Below are 26,809 nucleotides of genomic sequence, written 5' to 3' on the forward strand. Positions count from 1 at the left end.
CTTACGCGGATCCGCGCTCCACCAGCTCCGGGGTCAGTTGCAGGCACTGAAACGGTAACTCAGGGGTTGTCAGCCGGTGGATAAGTACATCCACCGCCAGCTCGCCCAGTTCGTCTTTCGGCTGGTGTATGGTTGTCAGTGGCGGCGTCATAAACCGGGCCAGATCAATATCGTCATACCCCACGATGGCCATATCCTCCGGGATACTCAGCCCGGCCTGATACAGGGCGTGATAAGCGCCAACCGCCATCGCATCATTCCCCACGAACACCGCATGGGGTGGCCGGGGCAGCGCCAGCAGGCTATTCATGGCACTGAAACCGCCGGAAAATTCATAATCCCCCACAATGATGTACTCCTCCGGCACCGGGTAGCCATTACGCTGCATCACGTTACGGAAACCTTCAAGGCGCTCAATGGAGGGGGTTTTATCCAGCGGTCCGGCAATACAGGCAATGCGCCGGTAGCCTTTATCAATCAGATACTGGGTGGCGATTTCGCCCCCCAGCAGGGAGTTGTCCTGGATAATGTCGCAACCGATATCCAGCGGTGACCAGTCCATCATCACAATGGGCACCGACGAGTAGCGGCGAATAATCTCAGGCGAGGGCGGCTGTGTTTCGGTGCACAGCAGCAGCAGACCATCTACCCGTTTTTGCAGCAGGGTCTCCAGGTTACGGTTCATCCGCTGTGCGTCGCCTTCGGTGTTGCACAGGATCAGGCTGTAGCCCCGCTCAAAGCAGCTGCGCTCCACGCCGCGCACCACCTCGGAGTAAAACGGGTTATTGCTGGCCGTGAGCAGCATGCCGATAGTGCGGGTCTCATTGAGTTTCAGGCTTCTGGCCAGCGCCGAAGGCACATAATTAAGTGCCGCAACCGCATGCTCAACTTTAAGGCGCACCGCCTCACTCACAAAGCGGTCTTTATTTATCACATGAGAAACAGTGGATGTGGACACTCCCGCCAGGCGGGCCACATCCTTCATGGTGGCCACAGACTACCCCTGCTGTTGCAAAAATGCGTCGATCTCAGCGCGCCACGGTACTGATGGCTGTGCGCCTTTACGGGTTACCGCAATGGCCGCCGCCGCGTGGGCAAAGCGAATGGATTGTGCAAGTGACTGGCCTTCCAGTAGCCCGGTCACCATTGCGCCGTTAAAGGTATCGCCCGCAGCAATGGTATCCACCGCGTTCACCCGGAAGCCGGGAACACGCTGTCCGGTGCCTTGCTCGCTAAGCCAGACCCCTTTACTGCCGAGGGTAATAATCACCGTGGCGATCCCTTTGGCGTGCAGCACCCGGGCAGCCTGTGCGGCGCTCGCGTCGTCGGTCACCGGGATCCCGGTCAGAATCTCGGCTTCGGTTTCATTTGGCGTAATGATATCCACCAGCCCGAGCAGCTCGTCAGACAGGGGGCACGCGGGTGCCGGATTCAGGATAACCTGCGTATGGTGGCGCCGGGCAATTTGTGCCGCCGCCAGCACAGACGCCAGCGGAGATTCCAGCTGCATCAGCAGCGCGTCCGCCCCGGCAATCAGCTGCTGGTGTTGTTCCACCAGGGAGGTGGTCAGCGCCATATTGGCACCGCCGTGGATCCCGATGACGTTCTCACCTTCGTGATTAACGAAGATCAGCGCCACACCGGTGGATTCACCGGCCACAGTGCTGATCGGTGCAATATCAATATTGTCACTGGATAACTGCTGGCAGACCTGGCGGCCGGTATCGTCGTCTCCCACACAGGCGATAAAAGCGATATTCGCCCCGCTGCGCCCGGCGGCCACCGCCTGGTTTGCCCCTTTACCGCCAAAGGCAACCTGGTAGTGGCTTCCTTTCACCGTTTCGCCCGGTGTCGGGAAGTGGTGAAGGTTAAGTATATGGTCGGCATTAATACTGCCCAGAACTACGAGCTGGCCTGAAGTTTTCATTATTCCGCTACCCAGTAAAAATGCGCCACCCGACGGTGGCGCGGAGCCATGCTTTTCTTTGATTATGTTTTATTTGGTGACCAGTTTCAGCTCAACCGGAATGCTGGCCGGGACTTTCTCGCCTTTGAGCACTTTGTCGGCGGTCTGCACACCAATCACGCCGATCTGCTCCGGCTGCTGGGCAACGGTCGCACCCAGTTTCCCGCCTTCTACGGCTTTCACCCCGTCGGCAGTGCCGTCAAACCCGACCACCAGTACATCTTTCTTACCGGAGGTCTGCAGCGCACGCAGGGCACCCAGTGCCATTTCATCGTTCTGGGCAAATACCGCTTTTACTGTCGGGTGGGCGGTCAGCAGGTTCTGCATCACGTTGAGCCCTTTGGTGCGGTCAAAGTCTGCCGGCTGGCTGGCAAGCACATTCAGCTTGTGCGCTGCAACCGCCTGTTTGAACCCTTCGCCGCGCTCACGGGCAGCGGAGGTGCCCGCAATCCCGGACAGTTCAATAACGCTTGCGCCTTCACCGGCTTTTTGCGCGATAAAATCACCGGCCATTTTGCCGCCCGCGACGTTATCAGATGCCACGTGGCTGACAACGGTTCCCTGAGATGCTACGCGGTCCAGGGTAATCACCGGAATTTTGGCCTGATTTGCCATCTTAACCGCGTTACCCACTGCGTCGGAATCTGTCGGGTTGATGAGCATCAGTTTGGTGCCGCGAACCGTCAGATCCTGAACGTTCGCCAGCTCTTTTGCCGGGTTGTTCTGGGAGTCCAGCACCACCAGGTTATAGCCCAGTTTGTTCGCTTCTTTTTGCGCACCGTCCTTCAGAGAGACAAAGAACGGGTTATTCAGGGTGGAAACCACCAGCGCGATGGTGTCTTTTGCCATAGCATTAGCGCTGACAGTGGCACTCAGTGCAACAGCAGAGACCAGCGTAGCCAGTTTTTTCATATTCATAGTTCAGATGTCCTGTAAGGTTGATGCATCACTGTTTTTTGTTGTCTACCAGTACCGCCAGCAATATCACCACCGCTTTGACGATCATCTGGTAATAGGAAGAAACACCCAACAAATTAAGACCGTTATTCAAAAAGCCAAGGATCAGCGCACCGATAAGCGTGCCGACGATACGCCCCTTCCCGCCCGCAAGGCTGGTGCCGCCCAGTACAACCGCGGCGATAGCATCCAGCTCATACCCCGTACCGGCGGTAGGCTGTGCGGAAGATAAACGCGCCACTTCGATAACCCCGGCCAGGGCAGACAACAGCCCGCACAGGGAGTAGACGATAATTTTTACGCGGTTAACGCTTATCCCGGAAAGGCGGGTTGCCGCCTCGTTACCGCCCAGGGCGTAAATGTAGCGACCCAGGCGGGTATGGTGCAGCATGTACCAGGCCGCCAGGAACACAATGGCCATCAGCCAGACCGGGGTAGGAACCCCCAGCGGGCGGCCGATACCGAACCAGCCAAAGAGATCGGCGTTATCAGAAAAGCCGGTGTTTATCGGACTGCCGTTGGTGTACACCATGGTGATACCGCGCAGCAGCAGCATCATCACCAGGGTGGCGATAAACGCCTGCACTTTGCCTTTGGCTACAATCACCCCGGTAATACCGCCTACTGCCGCCCCCACAGCCAGCGCCCCGGCAACCGCCACCAGCGCATTCACTTCGATACCGACAATCGATGCCGCCACCGCGCCGCTCAGCGCCAGGAGCGACCCGACAGACAAATCAATGCCGGAGGTCAGAATAACCAGCGTCATGCCCACCGCCATAATGGCGTTTACGGATGTCTGCTGGAGGATATTGAACAGGTTATTAAGGGTAAAAAAGTTCGGGCTCATAGTGGAAACCACCGCGATAAGCACCAGCAGGGCTATCAGTGATTTTTGATCCATAAGCCAGGCTTTGGTGAACCAGCGGCGGCTCGGGACGGTCTGGGTACTCATGCTTGTTGCTCCTGATTCTCGCGGTTTAGCTTGCCGACGGCTGCGGCCATCAATACTTCCTGAGTGGCCTGCTCGCGGGTGAATTCCCCGCCGAGCCGCCCTTCGTGCATCACGATTATCCGGTCACTCATGCCGAGCACTTCCGGCATTTCGCTGGAAACCAGAATGATGCTCAGGCCGTCTGATTTAAACTGGTTGATTAACTGATAGATCTCTTTTTTTGCCCCGACATCCACACCGCGGGTCGGCTCATCGAGGATAAGCACTTTCGGGCGGGTCATTAAGCCCCGGGCAATCGCCACTTTCTGCTGGTTACCGCCGGATAACAGGCCAATGGTCTGATCCATAGAAGGGGTTTTGACATTAAACAGCCGGATATAGTCCTGAACGGCCTGCTGCTCGTCGCTGTGTTTCAGCCCGCCACCGGCGCGGCAGAAATAGCGCAACGCGGTCAGGGACATGTTCTCTTTTACTGACATGCCCAGTACCAGCCCGTCGCGCTTACGGTCTTCCGAGATATACACAATGCCGTTTGCCAGGCCATCCTGCGGGGTGCGGGTGACCACTTCACGGCCATCCAGCGCCACATAGCCACCGGTGCGCGGCAGCGCGCCGTACAGCACTTTCATCAGCTCTGTGCGCCCGGCCCCCATCAGCCCGGAAACCCCGAGGATCTCCCCGGCATGCAGGGTAAAGCTCACGTTATGGACGCCCGGCCCGGAAAGGTTATCCACCCGCAGGCGCACCTCTCCGGACTGGTGTTTAATATGGGGGTACTGATCTTCGAGCTTACGGCCGACCATCATTTCGATCAGGCTGTCTTCCGTAAGGCTTGCCACTTCACGCTCGGCAATGAACTGCCCGTCGCGAAATACGGTGACATCATCGCAGATCTCGAAAATCTCTTTCATACGGTGAGAGATATAAACAATACCGCGTCCCTGCGCTTTAAGCTCACGAATCACCCGAAACAGAGAGTCGGTTTCGGTGTCGGTCAGTGCGTCTGTCGGTTCATCCATAATGATGACCTTCGACTCAAAGCTCAGCACTTTCGCGATTTCAACCATTTGCTGGTCGCCAATGGACAGAGAGCCGACCAGTACCTGGCTGTCAAAACGTAAGTTAAGTTTCGCCAGCAATTTATCGGCTTCGGCACGCATCTTTTTCCAGTCGATACGCCCAAAGCGGCTGACAAATTCACGCCCCAGGAAGATATTTTCCGCCACTGTCAGCTCCGGGATCAGGTTAAGTTCCTGATGGATAATCCCGATCCCCGCTTCCTGAGAGGCTTTTGGCCCGTTGAAGGTGGTCTCTTTGCCAAGCCACAGCAGTGAACCTGCATCGCGGGTGTAAATCCCGGTCAGCACTTTCATCATGGTGGATTTACCGGCGCCGTTTTCACCCACCAGCGCCATCACCCGCCCGGGGTAGACATTGAGCGCAGCGCCGGAAAGAGCCTTAACGCCCGGGAACGATTTATCGATCCCTTTTAGTTGTAATAATGCGTCCATAACCATCTCAGAAGGTCACGCCAGCACACAGAATAACGTTCGCATACGGGGTGCACTCCCCGCTGCGGATCACCGCGCGGCTGGTGGCCGTTTGCTGCTTAAACTGTTCATGGGGAAGATAGTGAATTGTTATGGTGTTGCCCTGGTGTTGTTGCAGTTGCTCAATACGGCTGAGCACGTCAGCGTGGAGTTGCGGATTCATATGCTGAATTTCACTGGCCAGAATGGCGGACTCAACCTGCATTTCGCTGGTCACCACATCAAATACCGCCAGGAAAGAGGGGACACCGTGGGTCAGCGCCATATCGATCCGCTGTGTTGCCGGCGGAACCGGTAACCCCGCATCACCAATGGTCAGGGTATCCGTATGCCCCAGACGGGAAATCACGCCGGAAATCTCGGCGTTGAGTACAGTGCCTTTCTTCATATTCTCTGCTCACTCCGCTAGCGAAACGTTTCGCTAGCGGAAAGTGTAGAAGAGGGTAAAAAGTGTTCACAAGCGGGGATGCGTGAAAATGTGATCGTTATCGAAACGTTTCGCTGACGCCGGACATAAAGTGAATAAAAAACCCTCCATTACGGAGGGTTTCAGGATTATCAGATTTCGACCTGGGTCCCCAGCTCAATCACCCGGTTAGGCGGAATTTCAAACTGGTCCGGCGCGCGCAGCGCATTACGCTGCAACAGCAAGAACAGCTTACCGCGCAGGCGCAGATAGAGCGGCCGGTCACCAATAATCAGCGACTCGTGCGACATAAAGAACGAGGTTTCCATCATCCGGCAGCTCAGCCCTTCCAGACCACAGCGGTGGAACACCTCTTCAACATTCGGCGTTTCCCGCCAGCCGTAGCTGGCCACCACCCGCCAGAAGGTCGGCGAGAGTTGCTCTATCTGTACCCGGCGCACGTTGTGCACGTAGGGGGCATCCTCGGTGCGCAGGGTCAGTAAAATCACCCGCTCATGCAGCACTTTGTTGTGCTTGAGGTTATGCAACAGGGCAAAGGGGATCACATTCAGCGCCCGGGACATAAACACGGCCGTTCCCGGCACCCGCACCGGCGGTGATTTCTCAAGCGAGGCTATCATCGCCTCCAGTGAGTTACCGTGCTCGTGCATCCGGCGCAGCAGGCGGAAGCGCTCGCTTTTCCAGGTGGTCATAATGATGAACATCACCAGGCCCAGGCTCAGGGGCAGCCAGCCACCGGAGACGATTTTATCCACGTTTGCCGAAAACAGCGGGATATCGATAGACAGGAAGACCATACCGATAAACAGGACCAGGAATTTATTCCAGTGCCAGTTTTTCCGGGCCACCGTGCAGGAGAGTATAGAGGTCAGCACCATGGTGCCGGTAACCGCAATCCCGTAAGCCGCCGCCAGATTACTGGAGTGCTCGAAGTTAACAATCACAATCACCACCGCCACATACAGCAGCCAGTTGATGAACGGAATGTAGATCTGCCCGGACTCCATCTCCGAGGTATGGATAATACGCATCGGGGAGAGATACCCCAGGCGCACCGCCTGCCGGGTCAGCGAGAATACGCCGGAAATCACCGCCTGAGAGGCAATCACCGTGGCAAGTGTCGCCAGTACCAGCAGCGGGATCAGCGCCCAGTCCGGCGCCAGTAAAAAGAACGGGTTTTTGATGGCTTCCGGGTTCTTCAGCAGCAATGCCCCCTGGCCGAAGTAGTTCAGCACCAGCGCGGGCAGCACCGCCGCAAACCAGGCGATACGAATAGGCAACTTACCAAAGTGCCCCATATCCGCATACAGCGCCTCCACCCCGGTAATCGAGAGTACAACCGCCCCCAGCGCCACAAACGAGATGACTTTGTACTCCAGGAAGAAGTTTACTGCCCATAGAGGGTTCAGCGCCTGGAGAACCTCCGGGTTGGCGATAATGCTGCGCAACCCCAGCACCGACAGCACCAGAAACCAGGTCAGCATAATAGGGGCAAACAGTTTGCCCACCATACCGGTGCCGTGCTTCTGGATAATAAACAGCAGGGTGAGTACCGACACCGCCAGTGGCACGATGTAGGCATCCAGCGCTGGTGCGGCGATCTCCAGCCCTTCAATGGCCGACATCACCGAAATGGCCGGGGTAATGACCACCTCACCATAAAAGAAGCTGCCGCCCACCAGCCCCATAATCACCAGGATCGAGGTGGTTCTGGCTGACGTGTTGCGTCCGGCAAGCGACATCAGCGTCAGGATCCCACCTTCACCGGCGTTATCGGCCCGCATCACGAAAGAGAGATACTTCACCGAAACGACCAGGATTAATAACCAGAATATCAGCGACAGAAAGCCAAATACCGCGTCACGCTCAACACCAAAACCGAACTGACCAGAAAGACACTCTCTGAGGGTATATAAGGGGCTGGTCCCGATATCACCATACACTACCCCGATTGCCGCCAGCGTAACTGCCGGCAGCGATTGTTTATTATCAGTGCTCATAGACTCATCTTCGTTATGATTCAGAATCGTGTGCTTAGTCCCTTGGCCCACAAAAAGCGCACAGTATGCACGATCGGGTAAAAAATCGTACCCCTAAATGAGAGCGACTTAACCTGGCGCAAAGGAATATACCCCGCTGATTCCTTAACGCTTCATACTGAATGATAATACTATACCAGCCTTCGGAACGCGCATAATCAGGTAAGGACTCAGACGCTGTATGTCCCATTCACATCTACTGGCGGAACGGATTGCCCGCCTGAGCCAGGCCCTGGAGAAGGGATTATTCGAGCGTGACCATGCGGTACGCCTCTGCCTGCTGGCCGCCCTGAGCGGCGAAAGTGTGTTTTTGCTCGGCCCGCCGGGGATAGCAAAGAGCCTGATTGCCCGGCGGCTCAAATTTGCCTTCAAAAATGCCCGGGCCTTCGAATACCTGATGACCCGCTTTTCCACGCCGGAAGAGGTCTTCGGCCCGCTGTCGATTCAGGCCCTCAAAGATGAAGGCCGCTATCAGCGCCTCACCGAAGGCTACCTGCCGGAGGCCGAAATTGTCTTTCTGGATGAGATCTGGAAAGCGGGGCCGGCCATCCTCAACACCCTGCTGACGGCCATAAACGAACGCCGCTTTCGCAACGGCGCCAGCGAAGAGCCGATCCCCATGCGCCTGCTGGTGACCGCATCAAACGAACTGCCGGAGGCAGACAGCAGCCTGGAGGCGCTCTACGACCGGATGCTCATCCGCCTGTCGCTTAACCGCGTGCAGGAAAAAAACAATTTCCGGGCCATGCTGACCAGCCAGCACAATGAGAGCACCAACCCGGTTCCCGCCACGCTGCAAATCAGTGATGAAGAGTACACCGGCTGGCAGAGCGCCATCGATGCTATCCCCCTGGGGGATAATGTCTTTGAGCTTATCTTCTCCCTGCGTGAAAAACTGGACGGCATGACCGGCACGCCGTATGTCTCAGACCGGCGCTGGAAGAAGGCCATCCGCCTGCTACAGGCCAGCGCCTTCTTCAGTGGTCGGGATCGGGTTTGCCCTATGGATCTTATTCTGCTTAAAGACTGCCTGTGGCACGACACCGATGCCCTGCTGGCTATTGAACAGCAGATTGTCCAGCTCATGACCGGGGATGCCTGGCAGCAAAACAGCCTGCTGGCAAGGCTCGGGACTATTCAGCAGCACCACCAGCAACTGCGCCAGAAAAACGACGATCGCTACGCCATCACCCTTCTGCCTAAGGGGGGCATGTTTGGCCGTAAAACCCGCTACGATTTACCGGACAGCGTCACCGGCGAGACGCTGACCCTGCAATTACAGCGCCCGCTGTTACTGCACGATATGACCGTTAACCACCTCACCCTTACCCGGGCAGAGCTGGAACAGTGGCTGCAAAAAGGCGGCGATATCCGCGGCAAACTCAACGGTATCGGCTTCCCCCAGCCGCTGGATATGGATATCGACCCGACCCACCACCTGATCGTGCGCGATATCAGCCTGCAGAGCACCACCCTGGCACTGCCGGGTACGGTAAATAACAGTAACGCCCTGCCGGAAGAGATAAAAAACCAGCTGGACACCCTGCTGGCAGACTGGCGCCAGCAGTACAGCCTGTTTACCAGCCAGCAAAACTGCCTGTTTATTGAAAAATCATGGCTGGGGCGTATTGAGGCCAGTATGCAGAACGTGGCAAGCCAGATCCGTCAGGCCCAGCAATGCTGAGTCTGGCAACCCTGGATGCTATCCTGGCCATTAATGAAAATGGCCTGATAGAAGAGCTGATCCTCGGCATTATCGCCGCACCGCAACTGGCGCTGTTTTTTGAAAAAAATCCCCGCCTGCGCAAGGTGATAACCCGGGATATTCCGCGCTGGCGCACGCTGCTTAAAGCCCGCCTCCAGGAGGCCCAGGCCACCCCCGGCCTTTCCCGGGAAGTGGCCTGTTTTCAGCAATACCAGATAATGCCCGAAGCCCAGTTTATTCATCAGCTGCCCGAGCTGCTGGCCCAGCTCAACACCCTGCAATCCCCTTTTTATCATGAAGCGCAGCAACTGGTGCGCGAGAACCCCGTGTTCAGTACCGCGCTGCATACTCTGTTTTTACAGCGCTGGCGCCTGGCGCTGATTGTTCAGGCTACCGCCTTAAACCAGAATCTGCTGGAAGATGAGCAGGAACAGCTGCTGCAGGAGATCATGAAGCGGCTGACACTGACCGGGCAGCTCGATCCCACCCTGGGAAGTGACGACGCGGCAACCGGTAAACTGTGGGATATGAGCAGCGCCATTACCCGGCGCGGCGAGTACCAGCAGATAGTCGCCTACGGGGATTTTCTCGCCACCCAGCCAGAGCTGAAAAAACTGGCCGAACAGCTGGGCCGCTCCCGGCAGGCGAAACTGATCCCAAAGAAAAACGCCCCGCTGGAAAGCTGGCGAACCCTGGTGCGCCAGCCCGCCCTGGTGCCGGAGCAGGTCGAAGGGGTGCACCTGAGCGACGATATTTTACGCCTGCTGCCCCCGGAGCTTGCCACCCTCGGGATAAGCGAGCTGGAGTTCGAATTCTACCGGCGGCTGGCGGAAAAACAGCTGCTGACCTACCGGCTACAGGGCGATGCCTGGCGGGAGAAGACCGTATTGCGCCCGGTTATCCGCCAGGATACCGATATTCAGCCCAGGGGGCCGTTTATTGTCTGTGTTGATACTTCCGGCTCCATGGGCGGGTTTAATGAAAAGTGTGCCAAAGCCTTTTGCCTGGCCCTGATGCGCGTTGCCCTGAGTGAAAACCGGCGCTGCTTTATTATGTTGTTCTCAAGCGGCGTCATCAGCTATGAGCTGACCGCCCGGGACGGTATTGAGCAGGCGCTGCGCTTTATTGGTCAGCGCTTTCGCGGCGGCACCGATCTGGCAAGCTGCCTGCAGGAGATAACCGCAAAGATGAACAATGGCGGCTGGGAAGAGGCAGATGCGGTTGTTATCTCAGATTTTATCGCCCAGCGCCTGCCGGACGGGCTTATCACCACCATCCACCAGATGCAGATCCAGCATCAGCACCGCTTTCATGCCCTGGCCATGTCCCGGCACGGCAAACCCGGCATTATGCAGATATTCGATTATATCTGGCATTTTGACACAGGGTTAAGCCAGCGCCTGGTAAGACGCTGGCGGCGTTAGCCCTGTCAGGGTAAACCAATCGCCCCCGTCAGTACCGCCATCCCCAGCATCAGCAACGCAATCGCCCAGATAGTCAGTAACGCGTAGCGGATATGCTGGCCAAGATCAACACCGGCCAGGCTGGCCAGCAGCCATGCGCTGCCTACCATCGGGCTGACAGAAAAGCCGACATTCTCTCCCAGCATCATGGCCCGGGCCACAAAAGCCGGGTCGATACCGTGGGCCTCTCCAATGGCGGAGACGACCGGTAAAATACCGAAATACCAGGGATCTGCGCCAAACATCATCCCCAGCGGCAAGGCAAAGAACCCCAGCAGCAGGTAGAGATAGCGGGAGAGTAACGCCGGTAACAGGGCGATAGCCTGCTCCGTGACCTGTGCCAGCATACCGCTCCCGGTCAGGATCCCCAGAAAAACTGCGGCACTGAACAGCACCGTCGCCAGTAAAAGCGCCTCACCAGCATGCTGGCGCACACTCTCAAGCTGGGTTTTTGCATCCGGGTAGTTAATCGCCAGCGCCAGTGCCAGCGCCACCATAAAAATCAGCTGCCCGGGTAAACCACTCGCCACCAGCAGGATAACCATCACCAGGGTAAGCAGCGCATTACACCCGTAGCGCCAGCGCACCACATGCCGGGCAGGGGCCGCCCGGGGCTCACTTTCCGGTGCCACTACCGGCAGCCCCCGGTAACGCCGCCCCAGCAGCCACGCCACCCCCAGGCAGCACACCAGGCCGAAAATCTGCACCGGCCACAGGGGCTTCCACAGCTGGACAGGATCCATCTGCACTACGCTGGCGGCCCGCAGTACCGGGGCGGTCCAGGGCAGCAGGTTCATAATCCCGGCACTGCACCCGGTCAGCAGCATCAGGTATTTCAGGCTGATCCCCAGGCGGCGGTATACCGGTAAAAATGCCGTAACCGTGATCAGGTAAGTGGTCGCCCCGGCCCCGTCAAGGTGGGCCAGCGCGGTAATCAGCACATTGCTCATCATCACCTTTGCGGGGCTATTACCGGCAAAGCGCAACAGCAGATTAACTGCGGGGGTAAATAGCCCCTGAGCGCTCATGATGCTGAAGTAGAGAATGGCGCAGATAAACAGCACCACGACCGGCGCCAGCGTCAGGATCCCCTGGCGGATAAAACCGTGAATGTCTGAGGGGGAAAACCCCGCCACCAGCGCCGCTATCACCGGTAGCAGGATCAGCGTAACCACCGGAGACATGCGCCCGCTCATCAGCAGGATAACGCACAGCAGCACAGTGACAACGGCAATAATGCTCAGCATATTACCCCCTCGCGGCCTGGATACACGCCAGCGATGTCAGCCACTCGGTCACCCTGCTCAGCAGGTGTTGCGCGTTATCATCCAGCATTAAAAAATGTGAGTTGCCATAAATCCCCAGGGCGGGAAGATCGATTTCATCAACCCGGGTGCCCCCGGCACGCAGCCAGTTAAAATAGATCTCCACCCGCTGGCGGTAGCGCTGCCAGCGCACATGCTGTTGAAAACCATCCCCCCACAATGCCAGATGAGGCGGATAGCTCGCCTCCCGGGGGTGCGTGTCCGGTGCGCCAGAGGGCTCCAGCGCCACAACCGCCAGCACATCCCGGGGCCGCTGCCGGGCAATATCCAGAGCAAAACCGCCCCCCTGGCTGTGGCCGATGACAATACAGGGGCCAATCTTATCCAGCAGGGCGTGGTAGGCCCGCAGGGTAATCGCCTCATTCCCGCTCCAGCGCGGCACCCACTGGCAGGCAAAATCATCGAACGATGCCTGCGGGAAACGGCTGTTGGAAAATGCCACCCGGCGGCCAGGATCAGAGTGATACCCGGCAGCCGGTCCGATGCGGAACATCTGCCACGCCTCGTTTTTAGTGCGAAATAACGGCGCCTGTGGCCAGACTTCCGGGTAGGGGCTCCAGGATGCGCGCCCGCGCTCTACCGCGTCGCACACATACACATTCCAGCCTTCATCCAGCAGCCACTGTAACCACCCCGGGCGGCCGTCCGGGGTGGTTTCCCAGTTAACACCGGTCATGCCGCCCCCGTGCCATAGCACCAGCGGAACGGGGCTTACCGGATGCTGCTGAATGAACCCCTGCACATACATCTGCCCGCTGGCGATATCGCCGTTCATATCTATGTCGCGCGGTGTGGCCCCCAGGGCCAGCCGCTGACGGACCCGGGGCTGCTGGCTCAGGGTGATGTTCTGCCCGGAGACAAAAAAACTACAAATGGCCTGCAGATTCATGATGACCTCCGGTCAGTTACGCGCATACAGCGCGTCTTCAGGCTGCGGGAAGCAGCGAATACGCGCCGTGACCGCGCAGCACTCGCGGATAGCCCTATCAATGCCGGACATAAAATCCGCCATCACCCGGGCGGTGCGATCGGCCCGCTGCCGGTAACGGACCTCGACATAAACCGGGCACCCTGCGGGCGGCACCAGCGCCTCCAGTAGCTGGATCTGGATATGCTCAGGATCAGCCTTCAGCATATGGATACACAGATCCCGGCACGGGGTTATCAGGGTCTGGCAACATTCCGGCGAGAGCCGGTGGCGTAACGAAGGGGAAACAAACAGTGTTATGACTGGCACAGGCGGCTCCTCGGTGGTACAAAAAATAGTCAACCGGAAACCCACTGTAGAGAGTGTGGTCATTATTTAAAATCGCAAAATTTCGCACCATTAATGCATGAAACACAAAAATTATGATGTTAATGAGCTGCGGGCATTCTTCGAAGTGGCGCGCCACGGCAGCTTTCAGCGCGCCGCACACAGCCTGTCACTGTCGCCGTCGGCGCTGAGCCGCCGTATTGCAAGCCTGGAGGCGGTACTTGAGGTGTCGCTTTTTTCCCGCACCACCCGATCGGTACTGTTAACCAGCGCCGGGCAACGGCTGCGGGAACAGGCGCTGCCGCTCCTGCAGGCGCTGGATAACTGCGTGCAGCAGGTGGCCTGGCAGGGAAGCGGGACCCTGGCCGTGGCCTGTATCAGTAGCGCCGCCATGGCGGTCTTTCCGGATGCACTGCGGCGCTTTCGCCAGTATCACCCGGATATCCGGATAGATTTATTCGATGATACCGGCCTGCGGGTGCAGCAGCAGGTGGCGAGCGGCAGGGCCGGGTTCGGGCTGGCAACCCTTTGCCACCCCGGCGCGGATATTTATGCCGAGCCCCTGTTAGCCGATCCCTATGTGCTGGCGCTGCCAGTGGAACACCCCTGGAGCCAGCGCCCGTATATTACCTGGCGTGAGTTATATCAGATATCGGGTGCAGGCTGGCCGCTGGTGGGGCTCCGCCAGAGCAGCGCCAACCGGCGCCAGATAGATGAACAGTTACTTGCGCTGGGCATCAGCGCCCCGTGGTTCGACGAGGTCGAACATCTGGCGTCTATTCTGGGATTATTGCGCTGTAAAAACAGTGTGGTGGTGATGCCGCGCCTGGCGCTGGCAACCTGTGCGGAATGGGGGATTTGCAGTGTCCCGCTAAGGGAGCCCTGTATAGAGCGCACTATTGCGCTGATCCGCCGCCGGGAGAGCGAGCTTTCCCGGGGGGAGCAGTTGTTATGGCAGTTACTGCGCGAACAGCTCTTAACGCTGCCCGCGGCAACATAATTACAGAAGATCGCAGACGCTTTCCCGGGCAGGCTGGGCCCATACGCCACACTGCACCTGGCCGATATGTGACAGCTGGAGCAGCAGCATAGTCAGGCGCGACTGGCCAATACCGCCACCGATAGTTTGCGGCATCTCCCCGCCCAGCAACGCCTGGTGCCACTCCAGGGCCAGACGGTCTTCGTCACCGGTCATCGCCAGCTGGCGCTTCAGCGTTGCGCTGTCGACCCGGATCCCCATTGAGGAGATCTCAAACGCGTCTTCCAGCACCGGGTTCCAGACCAGAATATCGCCGTTCAGGCCGTTAAAACCGGCTTCAGACGGGGTGCTCCAGTCGTCGTAGTCCGGCGCGCGCACATCGTGGCGCTGGCCGTCAGAGAGCTTACCGCCGATCCCTATCAGGAATACCGCGCCCAGCTCCCGGGTAATGGCGCGTTCGCGCCCTTTGGCATCCAGGCCCGGGTAGCGGGTTAACAGGGTCTCACTGTGTACAAAGTGGATCTGGTCTGGCAGGAACGGTGCCAGACCATAACTTTCACTCACCGCAGCTTCCGTGGCCTTAATGGCGGCCCAGATGGCTTCTACGGTGGTTTTCAGTGTGCTGATAGTGCGCTCACCATCCCCCATTACCCTTTCCCAGTCCCACTGGTCCACATATACCGAGTGGATCGGCGACAGGCGATCTTCGTCCGGGCGCAGCGCTTTCATATGGGTGTAGATCCCTTCCCCGGCGCTGAAATCATGCTGGCCCAGAGTCTGGCGTTTCCACTTCGCCAGAGAGTGCACCACTTCAAAGCGGGACTCGGGCAGCGCTTTTACCTGTACCTGAACCGCTTTTTCACAGCCAGACAAGTTGTCCTGTGTGCCATCACCCACCCGGCTGAGGATAGGAGCCTGGACTTCAATTAACCCCAGGCGCTGTTCCAGCTGACGGGAAAAGTGTGATTTCACAAAACTGATTTGTTGCTGTCTGGCGATGTAAGCGGATTTCATGGTGATTACTCCTGTGCTCTGTTGACACTGATTAAGCAACAAAACCGCACCACTATTCAATATTCATCTAATAAAATAGCCACATGACTTTTGATTCATCAAAATTTACCGCTAAAATAATGGTAATCATCAATCTTCATAAGCAAAACCTATGGAAAATTATCAGATCGACAATCTGGACCGCGGCATCCTTGAGGCGCTGATGGCCAATGCCCGCACCCCTTACGCCGAACTGGCCAAGCAATTTAGCGTCAGCCCGGGGACCATTCACGTGCGGGTAGAGAAAATGAAACAGGCGGGCATCATTACCGGCGCCCGGATCGATGTCAGCCCGAAACAGCTCGGTTATGACGTCTGCTGTTTTATCGGCATTATTCTCAAGAGCGCGAAGGACTATCCCTCCGCCCTTGCCCGGCTGGAAAGCCTGGAAGAGGTTACCGAGGCCTACTACACCACCGGCCACTACAGCATCTTTATTAAGGTGATGTGCCGCTCCATCGATGCCCTGCAACAGGTACTTATCAACAAGATCCAGACCATTGATGAAATTCAGTCCACGGAAACGCTGATCTCCCTGCAGAACCCGATCATGCGTACTATCCGCCCCTGAACACTATTTTTAATACCCATATTATCCACAGGTAGATCCCGGGCCATTCACAGCGTACAATACGCGGCGAATTCACTGACGGGATCATCATGGCGGATATCACCCTGATAAGCGGCAGCACCCTCGGGAGCGCCGAATATGTCGCAGAGCACCTGGCCGAACTGCTGGAGGCATCAGACATCTCAACCGAAACCCTGCACGGGCCGCATCTTGATGCGCTGGCGCAAAGCGGGATCTGGCTGATTGTCACCTCTACCCACGGTGCGGGCGATCTGCCGGACAATATCCAGCCTTTATATGATGAGATAGCCAGCCAGCAGCCAGATCTGAGCCAGGTACGTTACGGGGCAATCGGTATTGGCAGCCGGGAGTACGACACCTTCTGCGGTGCCATCGAAAAGTTTGATGCGTTACTGGCCTCATGTGGTGCCCGGCGAGTTGGCGATATGCTGCGGATCAACGTGCTTGATCATGAGATTCCGGAGGATCCGGCGGAAATATGGCTCGGATCCTGGAAGAATTTACTGAAAGATTTGTAAAGATCGATCCTTTTTCTGTGGATAACAGGCTTAAGAACCGCTGATCAAGCGGTAGTTATCCAAAGAATAACCCTTGTACGCTTTTTGCCCTGTGTATAAGTCCCCAGATTGATCCCAGCTTATACTGGCCAGGATCACCGATCTTTCACAGCAAACGATCCTCCCTAACAGATTGATCTTAAATGCCGGATCCGGGTTACCCACAAGACAGGCCGATCCTAATAAGAGATCACAATAGAACAGATCTTTAAATAAAAAGATCTTCTTTTTATCAGCGACGATCCTGAGACTTTCTCCGTCGACTAAAGTTGAGTAGAATTCCCGCCCCGGGACAACCCACCCACATTCGCAACACCGCGAGGCAGTTAACCATGTTTTATCCGGATCCTTTTGACGTCATCGTGATTGGCGGGGGTCATGCAGGTACTGAAGCCGCTATGGCCGCAGCCCGCATGGGTCAACAGACCCTTCTTCTGACACACAATATCGACACGCTCGGGCACATGTCCTGTAACCCGGCTATCGGCGGTATTGGTAAGGGACATCTGGTGAAGGAAGTGGACGCCTTAGGTGGGCTGATGGCCCGCGCCATCGACCAGGCCGGTATCCAGTTCAGGATACTAAACGCCAGCAAAGGCCCGGCTGTCCGGGCTACCCGTGCACAGGCCGATCGGGTGCTGTACAAACAGGCTGTGCGCATGGCGCTGGAAAACCAGCCTAACCTGATGATCTTCCAGCAGGCGGTTGACGATCTGATTGTGGAAAACGATCGTGTCGTTGGCGCCGTTACCCAGATGGGGCTGAAGTTCCGTGCAAAAGCGGTGGTGCTGACCGTCGGGACCTTCCTGGACGGTAAGATCCATATCGGGCTTGATAACTACAGCGGTGGCCGTGCCGGGGATCCGCCGTCAGTGCCGTTATCCCGCCGCCTGCGGGAGTTACCCCTGCGCGTCGGCCGCCTGAAAACCGGGACCCCGCCGCGTATTGACGGGCGCACCATCGATTTCAGCGTTCTCGCTCAGCAGCACGGGGATAACCCGGTGCCGGTGTTCTCGTTTATGGGATCTGCCAGCCAGCACCCTCAGCAGGTTCCGTGCTATGTCACCCATACCAACGAACGCACCCATGAGGTGATTCGCAATAACCTTGATCGCAGCCCGATGTATGCCGGGGTGATCGAAGGGGTCGGGCCACGTTACTGCCCGTCTATCGAAGACAAAGTGATGCGTTTTGCCGATCGCAACGCGCACCAGATCTTCCTTGAGCCGGAAGGGCTGACCAGCCATGAAATTTACCCGAACGGCATCTCCACCAGCCTGCCGTTTGATGTGCAGATGCAGATTGTGCGCTCCATGCAGGGCATGGAAAACGCCAGAATCGTCCGCCCGGGTTATGCCATTGAGTATGATTTCTTCGATCCGCGCGATTTGAAACCGACCCTGGAGAGCAAATACATTCAGGGGCTGTTCTTCGCCGGGCAGATCAACGGCACCACCGGCTACGAAGAAGCCGCCGCCCAGGGGATGCTGGCCGGGCTGAACGCCGGGCGCCTGTCTGCCGACAAAGACGGCTGGGCACCACGCCGGGATCAGGCTTACCTTGGTGTGCTGGTGGATGACCTGTGCACCCTGGGGACCAAAGAGCCCTACCGTATGTTTACCTCCCGGGCGGAGTACCGCCTGATGCTGCGTGAAGATAACGCCGACATGCGCCTGACCGAGGTGGGCCGCGAAATGGGCCTGGTGGACGATGCGCGCTGGGCGGCATTTAACCAGAAGATGGACAATATCGAACGCGAGCGCCAGCGCCTGAAAGAGACCTGGGTAAACCCGAACGCAGACGCAGCAGCAGAAGTGAATGCGCAGCTGGCGTCGCCGCTGTCCCGGGAAGCCAGCGGGGAAGATCTGCTGCGCCGCCCGGAAATGACGTACGAAAAACTGACCTCGCTGAGCCCGTTTGCCCCGGCGCTGGATGATAAACCGGCGGCTGAACAGGTTGAGATCCAGGTGAAGTATGAAGGCTACATCGCCCGCCAGCAGGATGAGATCGAAAAGCAGCAGCGTAACGAGAGCACCCTGCTGCCCGCCACTCTGGATTACCGCCAGGTGTCTGGTCTCTCCAACGAGGTGATCGCCAAGCTCAACGATCATAAACCGGCGTCTATCGGCCAGGCATCGCGGATTTCCGGGGTCACCCCGGCGGCGATTTCGATTCTGCTGGTGTGGCTGAAAAAACAGGGGCTATTGCGCCGCAGTGCCTGATGCGTCAACATTACGCGGGCCGGTCATTACCGGCCCCTTTTTTATGGATATCTCAACGTGCTGAATGAATTAAACCGTTTACTGAGCGACGCGGGCATTACGCTGTCTGATCACCAAAAACAGCAGCTGGTTGGCTATGTGGACATGCTCAACAAGTGGAATAAAGCCTACAACCTCACCTCTGTCCGTGACCCGAAAGAGATGCTGGTGCGCCATATTATGGACAGCATTGTGGTGGCGCCGTTTCTGGAAGGGGAGCGCTTTATTGATGTGGGCACCGGCCCTGGCCTGCCGGGGATCCCGCTGGCTATCGTGCGCCCGGAGAGCCATTTCACCCTGTTAGACAGCCTGGGCAAACGGGTACGCTTCCTGCGCCAGGTTCAGCATGAGCTGAAGCTCGACAATATTACGCCGGTACAGTCCCGGGTGGAGGCGTTCCCGGCAGAGCCGCCGTTTGACGGGGTAATCAGCCGCGCGTTTGCCTCGCTGACCGATATGCTTAGCTGGTGCCACCACCTGACCGGTGAGCACGGGCGCTTTTATGCCCTCAAAGGTGTCGAGCCGGTTGATGAGCTGAACACCCTGGACCCGGCGTTTACGCTTGAAAAAGTGGTGCGTCTGCAGGTCCCGCGTCTGGACGGTGAGCGCCATCTGGTGATAATTCAGCCTAAAAAAAATTAATATTTATCAAAAAAAGTGGAAAAATCCCTGTTTCTGAATCGTTAAAAACAGTGGTGGAAGATCTGGTTACACGTGGACATAAATAACCGGATTTTAACCATGGTGACGATATTTGTTAACGACACTCAAAAGGTCAATATTTTGGGCTTGTTATCCCTGAAAATATCAGTCTGCTGATGGTTATTCCCGGTGATTTTCAGTTAATGTTAAAAACTATCGCGATAAGTCAATGGCTTGTGCCTCAGTTGTTTGGCAGTCTTTTAAAAAGAGTCGCTGTTTTTTATCTTAGTAATCAGTACGGTAGGTTGGATAAATAGCTATTTCCGGTAAGTTAAAACGCAATGTAAATGCTTAATATGTGATCGGGTGCACGCTTTTATAGGTACTATTTTTGCTTTTTTGCATAAATTGACGGCTGGTTTCTATTTTTGCAAAAAATGAAAAAAACCGGCTCTGTAAATTATTTAAATATTTATTCACTTTTTTGCTACTTACTGTTTGAATTCGCGTGCCCGCTCCGTATAATTTGACCGCTTTTAGAGGCTTGACTCAGAGCGATAAAGACAGTTTTATACGACACGCGACATACCTCATAGGGAGCAGGAGTAAACGTTATGTTTGCGTCGCTTTTGAGCCGGAAGTTGGCTCGCAGGCTTCTGTTCATTCAGTTACTGGCTGCAATTGCAATTGGACTGCTGTTTAGCCTTAAAGACCCTGTTTGGGGTGCCTCCGCGTTATGGGGAGGTTTGGCGGTCTGGCTGCCAAATGCGCTGTTTATGCTTTTTGCCTTGCGTCACCAGGCGCATACACCTGCCAAAGGCCGCGTGGCCTGGACCTTTGCCCTTGGCGAAGGGGTAAAGGTGATTGCAACGTTTGCTTTACTGGTGGTGGCACTGGCGTGTTTCAATGCGGTTTTTGTACCGCTGATGGTGACATGGTTATCGGTGCTGGTGGTTCAGATACTGGCGCCGGCTGTAATTAACAACAAAGGGTAAAGAGGCATCATGTCTGCAGGAGAAATCTCTACACCGCAGGAGTACATAGGACACCATCTGAATAACCTTCAGATTGACCTGCGTACTTTCTCGCTGGTGGATCCGCACAACCCCCCGGCCACTTTCTGGACACTCAACATTGACTCCATGTTCTTCTCAGTAGTTCTGGGTCTGCTGTTCCTGATGTTGTTCCGTAAAGTGGCGAAGAGCGCGACAAGCGGTGTCCCGGGGAAATTTCAGACAGCTATTGAGCTGGTTATCGGCTTTGTCCACGGTAGCGTGAAAGACATGTACCATGGCAAGAGCAAGGTAATTGCTCCGCTGGCCCTGACGATTTTCGTCTGGGTATTCCTGATGAACCTGATGGACTTACTGCCTATCGATCTGCTGCCGTACATCGGTGAGCACATCTTCGGCCTGCCGGCGCTGCGCGTGGTTCCGTCTGCGGACGTGAACATCACCCTGTCGATGGCACTGGGCGTATTTATCCTGATTCTTTTCTACAGCATCAAAATGAAAGGTTTTGGTGGGTTCACTAAAGAACTGACCATGCAGCCGTTCAATCACTGGGCGTTTATTCCGGTCAACCTGATCCTGGAAGGCGTCAGCCTGCTGTCTAAGCCGGTTTCTCTCGGTCTGCGACTGTTTGGCAACATGTATGCGGGTGAGCTGATTTTCATTCTGATTGCTGGTCTGTTGCCGTGGTGGTCACAGTGGATTCTGAATGTGCCGTGGGCCATTTTCCACATCCTGATCATTACGCTGCAAGCCTTTATTTTCATGGTTCTGACGATCGTCTATCTGTCGATGGCGTCTGAAGAGCATTAATTTTTCACAACACTACTGCGTTTAACTGAAATAAAACTGGAGACTGTCATGGAAAACCTGAATATGGATCTGCTGTACATGGCTGCCGCTGTGATGATGGGTCTGGCGGCAATCGGTGCTGCGATCGGTATCGGCATCCTCGGGGGTAAATTCCTGGAAGGCGCTGCGCGTCAACCGGATCTGATTCCTCTGCTGCGTACTCAGTTCTTTATCGTTATGGGTCTGGTGGATGCTATCCCGATGATCGCTGTTGGTCTGGGTCTGTACGTGATGTTTGCTGTCGCGTAGTGAGCGTTGCTTTACCGGCTGTTTGAGTAAGCAATATCAGAACGTTAACTAATTAGAGGCATTGTGCTGTGAATCTTAACGCAACAATCCTCGGCCAGGCCATCGCGTTTGTCCTGTTTGTTCTGTTCTGCATGAAGTATGTATGGCCGCCAATTATGGCTGCCATTGAAAAACGTCAAAAAGAGATTGCTGACGGTTTAGCTTCCGCAGAGCGTGCCAAAAAGGATCTGGACCTTGCACAGTCCAACGCGACCGACCAGCTGAAAAAAGCGAAAGCGGAAGCCCAGGTAATCATTGAGCAGGCTAACAAACGCCGCGCCCAGATCCTGGACGAAGTGAAAGCTGAAGCAGAGCAGGAACGTAACAAAATCGTGGCCCAGGCGCAGGCGGAAATTGACGCCGAGCGTAAACGTGCCCGCGAAGAACTGCGTAAGCAAGTTGCTATGCTGGCTGTTGCCGGTGCTGAGAAAATCATCGAGCGTTCCGTGGATGAAGCTGCTAACAGCGACATCGTTGATAAACTGGTCGCTGAACTGTAAGGAGGGAGGGGCTGATGTCTGAATTTGTAACTGTAGCTCGCCCCTACGCCAAAGCAGCTTTTGACTTTGCCGCCGAACACCAGAGCATCGACCGCTGGCAGACAATGCTGGCGTTCGCCGCCGAGGTGACGAAGAACGACAAAATGGGTGAACTGATTTCCGGGGCACTGGCGCCGGAAACTCTCGCCAAAACGTTTATCGAAGTTTGTGGTGACCAGCTGGATACCCACGCACAGAACCTGATTCGGGTGATGGCGGATAACGGGCGTCTGGCGGTACTTCCTGATGTTCTTGAGCAGTTTGTTCAACTGCGTGCCGCCTCAGAGGCAATGGTTGAAGTGGAAGTCACTTCTGCCAGCGCGCTGAGCGACGCCCAGCTAACGAAGATCAGCACCGCGATGGAAAAACGTCTGTCTCGCAAAGTTAAGCTGAATTGCAAAATTGATAAGTCTGTAATGGCAGGTGTCATCATCCGCGCGGGTGATATGGTCATAGATGGCAGCATTCGTGGCCGTCTGGATCGCCTGGCAGACGTCTTGCAGTCTTAAGGGGACTGGAGCATGCAACTGAATTCCACCGAAATCAGCGAACTGATCAAGCAGCGCATTGACCAGTTCAACGTGGTGAGCGAGGCTCACAACGAAGGTACTATCGTATCTGTAAGCGACGGTATTATCCGTGTCCACGGCCTGGCCGATGTGATGCAGGGGGAAATGATCTCCCTGCCGGGTAACCGTTACGCTATCGCACTGAACCTGGAGCGCGACTCTGTAGGTGCGGTAGTTATGGGCCCGTACGCTGACCTTGCCGAAGGCATGAAAGTCAAATGTACTGGTCGTATTCTGGAAGTTCCGGTAGGCCGTGGCCTGCTGGGTCGTGTGGTGAACACCCTGGGTGCGCCTATCGACGGTAAAGGTCCGGTTGATAACGACGGCTTCGCGGCTGTTGAAGCTATCGCGCCGGGCGTTATCGAACGTCAGTCCGTTGATCAGCCAGTGCAGACTGGTTATAAGTCCGTCGATGCCATGATCCCAATCGGTCGTGGTCAGCGTGAACTGATCATCGGTGACCGTCAGACCGGTAAAACCGCAATGGCTGTTGATGCCATCATCAACCAGCGCGATTCCGGTATCAAATGTATCTACGTGGCTATCGGCCAGAAAGCGTCCACCATTTCTAACGTGGTACGTAAACTGGAAGAACACGGTGCACTGGCTAACACCATCGTAGTGGTGGCGACGGCCTCTGAATCCGCTGCACTGCAATACCTGGCACCGTATGCCGGTTGCGCAATGGGCGAATACTTCCGTGACCGCGGCGAAGATGCGCTGATCATCTATGATGACCTGTCCAAACAGGCTGTCGCTTATCGTCAGATCTCCCTGCTGCTGCGTCGTCCGCCAGGCCGTGAAGCATTCCCGGGTGACGTATTCTATCTGCACTCCCGTCTGCTGGAGCGTGCAGCGCGTGTAAACGCTGAATACGTTGAAGCCTTCACCAAAGGTGAAGTGAAAGGGAAAACCGGCTCTCTGACCGCACTGCCGATTATCGAAACTCAGGCAGGTGACGTTTCCGCGTTCGTTCCGACCAACGTAATTTCTATTACCGATGGTCAGATCTTCCTGGAATCCAACCTGTTTAACGCCGGTATTCGTCCTGCGGTTAACCCGGGTATTTCCGTATCCCGTGTTGGTGGTGCTGCTCAGACCAAGATCATGAAGAAACTGTCCGGTGGTATCCGTACCGCGCTGGCGCAGTATCGTGAACTGGCGGCGTTCTCCCAGTTTGCATCTGACCTTGATGATGCAACCCGTAAGCAGCTGAGCCACGGTCAGAAAGTGACCGAGCTTCTGAAACAGAAACAGTATGCGCCGATGTCTGTTGCGCAGCAGTCTCTGGTTCTGTTCGCAGCCGAACGTGGTTACCTGGAAGATGTTGAGCTGGCGAAAATCGGTAGCTTTGAAGCTGCCCTGCTGGCTTACGCTGACCGTGATCATGCTCAGCTGTTGCAGGACATCAACCAGACCGGCGCTTATAACGACGAAATCGAAGGCAAGCTGAAAGGCATCCTCGATACGTTTAAAGCAACCCAGTCCTGGTAATGTCCGGGCGGCCTGTCTGAGGCAGGCCGTCTGGCACAGAGGAGAAGCTCATGGCCGGCGCAAAAGAGATACGTAGTAAGATCGCAAGCGTCCAGAATACGCAGAAGATCACTAAAGCGATGGAAATGGTCGCCGCCTCCAAAATGCGTAAAACGCAGGACCGTATGGCGGCCAGCCGTCCTTATGCAGATACCATGCGCAAAGTGATTGGTCACCTTGCCACGGGTAATCTGGAATATAAGCACCCGTACCTGGAAGAACGCGACGTTAAACGCGTGGGCTACCTGGTGGTGTCGACCGACCGTGGTTTGTGCGGCGGCCTGAACATTAACCTGTTCAAGAAGGTGCTGGCGGATATGAAAGCCTGGTCTGATAAAGGCGTTCAGTGCGATATCGCAATGATCGGCTCTAAAGGCGTGTCTTTCTTCAATTCCGTAGGCGGTAATGTCGTGGCCCAGGTGACCGGTATGGGGGATAACCCTTCCCTGTCCGAACTGATTGGCCCGGTAAAAGTGATGTTGCAGGCCTATGATGAAGGCCGTCTGGACAAGCTGTACGTTGTCAGCAACAAGTTTATTAACACCATGTCTCAGGTTCCGACCATCACTCAGCTGCTGCCGTTACCGGCCTCTGATGACGCTGAGTTGAAACGTAAATCCTGGGATTATCTGTATGAGCCGGACCCGAAAGCGCTGCTGGATACCCTGCTGCGTCGCTATGTGGAGTCCCAGGTTTATCAGGGCGTGGTTGAAAACCTGGCCAGTGAGCAGGCCGCACGTATGGTGGCGATGAAAGCCGCGACCGATAATGGCGGTAGCCTGATTAAAGACCTGCAGTTGGTATACAACAAAGCTCGTCAGGCCAGCATTACTCAGGAACTCACCGAAATCGTCGGTGGGGCCGCCGCGGTTTAACCAGGTTATTTCGTAGAGGATTTAAGATGGCTACTGGAAAGATCATCCAGGTAATCGGCGCCGTGGTGGACGTCGAGTTCCCTCAGGATGCCGTACCAAAAGTGTACGACGCCCTTGAGGTGAAAAATGGTAAAGAAACGCTGGTGCTGGAAGTTCAGCAGCAGCTGGGTGGCGGTGTAGTTCGTACTATCGCCATGGGTACTTCCGACGGTCTGAGCCGTGGTCTGGAAGTAGCCAACCTTGATCACCCCATTGAAGTACCGGTAGGTAAAGCAACTCTGGGTCGTATCATGAACGTACTGGGCCAGCCGGTAGACATGAAAGGCGACATCGGTGAAGAAGAGCGCTGGGCTATCCACCGCGCTGCACCGTCCTATGAAGAGCTGTCTAACTCTCAGGAACTGCTGGAAACCGGTATCAAAGTTATGGACCTTATCTGCCCGTTCGCTAAGGGTGGTAAAGTTGGTCTGTTCGGTGGTGCGGGTGTAGGTAAAACCGTAAACATGATGGAGCTTATCCGTAACATCGCGATCGAGCACTCCGGTTACTCTGTGTTTGCGGGGGTAGGTGAACGTACTCGTGAGGGTAACGACTTCTACCACGAAATGACCGAATCCAACGTTCTGGATAAAGTATCCCTGGTGTATGGTCAGATGAACGAGCCGCCGGGAAACCGTCTGCGCGTTGCGCTGACCGGTCTGACCATGGCGGAGAAATTCCGTGATGAAGGCCGCGACGTTCTGCTGTTTATCGATAACATCTACCGTTATACCCTGGCCGGTACGGAAGTATCCGCACTGCTGGGCCGTATGCCTTCTGCGGTAGGTTATCAGCCGACCCTGGCGGAAGAAATGGGCGTTCTGCAGGAACGTATCACTTCGACCAAAACCGGTTCTATCACCTCCGTACAGGCCGTATACGTACCTGCGGATGACCTGACTGACCCGTCACCAGCCACCACCTTTGCGCACCTTGACGCAACCGTGGTACTGAGCCGTCAGATCGCCTCTCTGGGTATCTACCCGGCCGTTGACCCGCTGGATTCCACCAGCCGTCAGCTGGATCCGCTGGTGGTAGGTCAGGAGCACTATGATGTTGCCCGTGGCGTGCAGTCCATTCTGCAGCGCTATCAGGAGCTGAAAGACATCATCGCCATCCTGGGTATGGATGAACTGTCTGAAGAAGACAAACTGGTGGTAGCCCGCGCCCGTAAAATCCAGCGCTTCCTGTCCCAGCCGTTCTTCGTGGCAGAAGTCTTTACCGGTTCTCCGGGTAAATTCGTCCCGCTGAAAGAAACCATCCGTGGCTTCAAAGGCATCATGGAAGGCGAATACGATCATCTGCCGGAGCAGGCGTTCTACATGGTTGGCACCATCGACGAAGCTGTCGAGAAAGCCAAAAAACTTTAACGCCTTGA

General features: G+C 56.0%; 26 protein-coding genes. 15 read left to right on the forward strand and 11 right to left on the reverse strand.

Annotation, left to right across the window (positions count from 1 at the left end; all coding sequences use genetic code 11):
- Position 1 precedes the first annotated feature (1 nt).
- The 7 genes from rbsR to kup all read right to left on the reverse strand — a co-directional run bounded on the left by rbsR (position 2) and on the right by kup (position 7,855).
- On the reverse strand, positions 2 to 985 hold the full coding sequence (rbsR, locus tag EBL_RS19155; RefSeq protein WP_162138178.1) for a ribose operon transcriptional repressor RbsR: 984 nt from the start codon (positions 983 to 985) through the stop codon (positions 2 to 4).
- A 12-nt stretch (positions 986 to 997) separates the two neighbouring features.
- Positions 998 to 1,927, reverse strand: a complete 930-nt coding sequence (gene rbsK, locus EBL_RS19160; RefSeq protein WP_002443630.1) for a ribokinase — start codon at positions 1,925 to 1,927, stop codon at positions 998 to 1,000.
- Positions 1,928 to 1,996: 69 nt separating this feature from the next.
- Positions 1,997 to 2,884 carry a ribose ABC transporter substrate-binding protein RbsB gene (rbsB, locus tag EBL_RS19165; protein ID WP_002443631.1) on the reverse strand — a complete coding sequence of 296 codons (888 nt, stop codon included), beginning with the start codon at positions 2,882 to 2,884 and terminating at the stop codon, positions 1,997 to 1,999.
- A gap of 28 nt (positions 2,885 to 2,912) precedes the next feature.
- Positions 2,913 to 3,878, reverse strand: coding sequence for a ribose ABC transporter permease (gene rbsC / locus EBL_RS19170; protein WP_002443632.1), 966 nt, complete (start codon positions 3,876 to 3,878; stop codon positions 2,913 to 2,915).
- Positions 3,875 to 5,389 (reverse strand): ribose ABC transporter ATP-binding protein RbsA, encoded by a 1,515-nt coding sequence (gene rbsA / locus EBL_RS19175; RefSeq protein ID WP_002443633.1) that lies wholly within the window; start codon positions 5,387 to 5,389, stop codon positions 3,875 to 3,877. The genes rbsC and rbsA overlap by 4 nt, the downstream gene beginning before the upstream one ends.
- Positions 5,390 to 5,396: 7 nt before the next feature.
- On the reverse strand, positions 5,397 to 5,816 hold the full coding sequence (gene rbsD / locus EBL_RS19180; RefSeq protein WP_002443635.1) for a D-ribose pyranase: 420 nt from the start codon (positions 5,814 to 5,816) through the stop codon (positions 5,397 to 5,399).
- A 170-nt stretch (positions 5,817 to 5,986) separates the two neighbouring features.
- On the reverse strand, positions 5,987 to 7,855 hold the full coding sequence (gene kup / locus EBL_RS19185; RefSeq protein WP_002443636.1) for a low affinity potassium transporter Kup: 1,869 nt from the start codon (positions 7,853 to 7,855) through the stop codon (positions 5,987 to 5,989).
- A 220-nt stretch (positions 7,856 to 8,075) separates the two neighbouring features.
- On the opposite strand from kup, the gene ravA reads away from it, so the two are divergent.
- Positions 8,076 to 9,578 (forward strand): ATPase RavA, encoded by a 1,503-nt coding sequence (gene ravA, locus EBL_RS19190; protein WP_002443638.1) that lies wholly within the window; start codon positions 8,076 to 8,078, stop codon positions 9,576 to 9,578.
- On the forward strand, positions 9,572 to 11,023 hold the full coding sequence (gene viaA, locus EBL_RS19195; RefSeq protein WP_002443639.1) for an ATPase RavA stimulator ViaA: 1,452 nt from the start codon (positions 9,572 to 9,574) through the stop codon (positions 11,021 to 11,023). The genes ravA and viaA overlap by 7 nt, the downstream gene beginning before the upstream one ends.
- Positions 11,024 to 11,028: 5 nt before the next feature.
- Here the strand turns inward: viaA and EBL_RS19200 are convergent, their stop codons facing one another.
- The 3 genes from EBL_RS19200 to EBL_RS19210 are packed head-to-tail and all read right to left on the reverse strand — an operon-like array spanning position 11,029 to position 13,624.
- Positions 11,029 to 12,309 carry a CitMHS family transporter gene (locus EBL_RS19200; RefSeq protein WP_002443641.1) on the reverse strand — a complete coding sequence of 427 codons (1,281 nt, stop codon included), beginning with the start codon at positions 12,307 to 12,309 and terminating at the stop codon, positions 11,029 to 11,031.
- A gap of 1 nt (position 12,310) precedes the next feature.
- Positions 12,311 to 13,276 carry an alpha/beta hydrolase gene (locus EBL_RS19205; protein WP_002443642.1) on the reverse strand — a complete coding sequence of 322 codons (966 nt, stop codon included), beginning with the start codon at positions 13,274 to 13,276 and terminating at the stop codon, positions 12,311 to 12,313.
- 12 nt (positions 13,277 to 13,288) lie between these two features.
- Entirely contained in the window at positions 13,289 to 13,624 is a 336-nt protein-coding gene (locus EBL_RS19210) for a hypothetical protein (protein WP_002443644.1), read from the reverse strand.
- 97 nt (positions 13,625 to 13,721) lie between these two features.
- Here EBL_RS19210 and EBL_RS19215 point away from each other — a divergent pair, with 97 nt between their 5' ends.
- A complete protein-coding gene (locus tag EBL_RS19215) occupies positions 13,722 to 14,642 on the forward strand; it encodes a LysR family transcriptional regulator (protein ID WP_002443646.1) in 921 nt (306 codons plus the stop codon).
- Here EBL_RS19215 and asnA read toward each other — a convergent pair whose 3' ends face one another.
- Complete coding sequence (asnA, locus tag EBL_RS19220; RefSeq protein ID WP_002443648.1) at positions 14,643 to 15,635, reverse strand: aspartate--ammonia ligase; 993 nt, start codon at positions 15,633 to 15,635, stop codon at positions 14,643 to 14,645.
- Positions 15,636 to 15,786: 151 nt separating this feature from the next.
- On the opposite strand from asnA, the gene asnC reads away from it, so the two are divergent.
- The 12 genes from asnC to atpD all read left to right on the forward strand — a co-directional run bounded on the left by asnC (position 15,787) and on the right by atpD (position 26,801).
- The gene (gene asnC, locus EBL_RS19225; RefSeq protein WP_002443649.1) at positions 15,787 to 16,245 is read left to right on the forward strand and encodes a transcriptional regulator AsnC; all 459 of its coding nucleotides are present in this window, start codon (positions 15,787 to 15,789) and stop codon (positions 16,243 to 16,245) included.
- An 89-nt stretch (positions 16,246 to 16,334) separates the two neighbouring features.
- Positions 16,335 to 16,784, forward strand: coding sequence for an FMN-binding protein MioC (gene mioC, locus EBL_RS19230; RefSeq protein ID WP_002443652.1), 450 nt, complete (start codon positions 16,335 to 16,337; stop codon positions 16,782 to 16,784).
- A gap of 371 nt (positions 16,785 to 17,155) precedes the next feature.
- Complete coding sequence (mnmG, locus tag EBL_RS19235; protein WP_002443654.1) at positions 17,156 to 19,045, forward strand: tRNA uridine-5-carboxymethylaminomethyl(34) synthesis enzyme MnmG; 1,890 nt, start codon at positions 17,156 to 17,158, stop codon at positions 19,043 to 19,045.
- 57 nt (positions 19,046 to 19,102) lie between these two features.
- Positions 19,103 to 19,726, forward strand: coding sequence for a 16S rRNA (guanine(527)-N(7))-methyltransferase RsmG (gene rsmG / locus EBL_RS19240; protein ID WP_002443656.1), 624 nt, complete (start codon positions 19,103 to 19,105; stop codon positions 19,724 to 19,726).
- Positions 19,727 to 20,340: 614 nt separating this feature from the next.
- Entirely contained in the window at positions 20,341 to 20,721 is a 381-nt protein-coding gene (gene atpI, locus EBL_RS19245) for a F0F1 ATP synthase subunit I (protein ID WP_002443658.1), read from the forward strand.
- Positions 20,722 to 20,730: 9 nt separating this feature from the next.
- Positions 20,731 to 21,549, forward strand: a complete 819-nt coding sequence (atpB, locus tag EBL_RS19250; protein WP_002443660.1) for a F0F1 ATP synthase subunit A — start codon at positions 20,731 to 20,733, stop codon at positions 21,547 to 21,549.
- Positions 21,550 to 21,597: 48 nt separating this feature from the next.
- Positions 21,598 to 21,837, forward strand: coding sequence for a F0F1 ATP synthase subunit C (gene atpE, locus EBL_RS19255; protein WP_000429386.1), 240 nt, complete (start codon positions 21,598 to 21,600; stop codon positions 21,835 to 21,837).
- A 68-nt stretch (positions 21,838 to 21,905) separates the two neighbouring features.
- Positions 21,906 to 22,376: a F0F1 ATP synthase subunit B gene (atpF, locus tag EBL_RS19260; protein WP_002443663.1), complete on the forward strand. Its 471-nt coding sequence runs from the start codon at positions 21,906 to 21,908 to the stop codon at positions 22,374 to 22,376.
- Between the two features lie 14 nt (positions 22,377 to 22,390).
- A complete protein-coding gene (gene atpH, locus EBL_RS19265; RefSeq protein ID WP_002443664.1) occupies positions 22,391 to 22,924 on the forward strand; it encodes a F0F1 ATP synthase subunit delta in 534 nt (177 codons plus the stop codon).
- A 12-nt stretch (positions 22,925 to 22,936) separates the two neighbouring features.
- Positions 22,937 to 24,478: a F0F1 ATP synthase subunit alpha gene (gene atpA, locus EBL_RS19270; RefSeq protein ID WP_002443666.1), complete on the forward strand. Its 1,542-nt coding sequence runs from the start codon at positions 22,937 to 22,939 to the stop codon at positions 24,476 to 24,478.
- Positions 24,479 to 24,528: 50 nt separating this feature from the next.
- Positions 24,529 to 25,392, forward strand: coding sequence for a F0F1 ATP synthase subunit gamma (gene atpG, locus EBL_RS19275; RefSeq protein ID WP_002443668.1), 864 nt, complete (start codon positions 24,529 to 24,531; stop codon positions 25,390 to 25,392).
- A gap of 26 nt (positions 25,393 to 25,418) precedes the next feature.
- Positions 25,419 to 26,801: a F0F1 ATP synthase subunit beta gene (gene atpD / locus EBL_RS19280; protein WP_002443671.1), complete on the forward strand. Its 1,383-nt coding sequence runs from the start codon at positions 25,419 to 25,421 to the stop codon at positions 26,799 to 26,801.
- Positions 26,802 to 26,809: the final 8 nt, after the last annotated feature.

It is taken from the genome of Shimwellia blattae DSM 4481 = NBRC 105725 (genome assembly GCF_000262305.1).
Lineage (GTDB): Bacteria > Pseudomonadota > Gammaproteobacteria > Enterobacterales > Enterobacteriaceae > Shimwellia > Shimwellia blattae.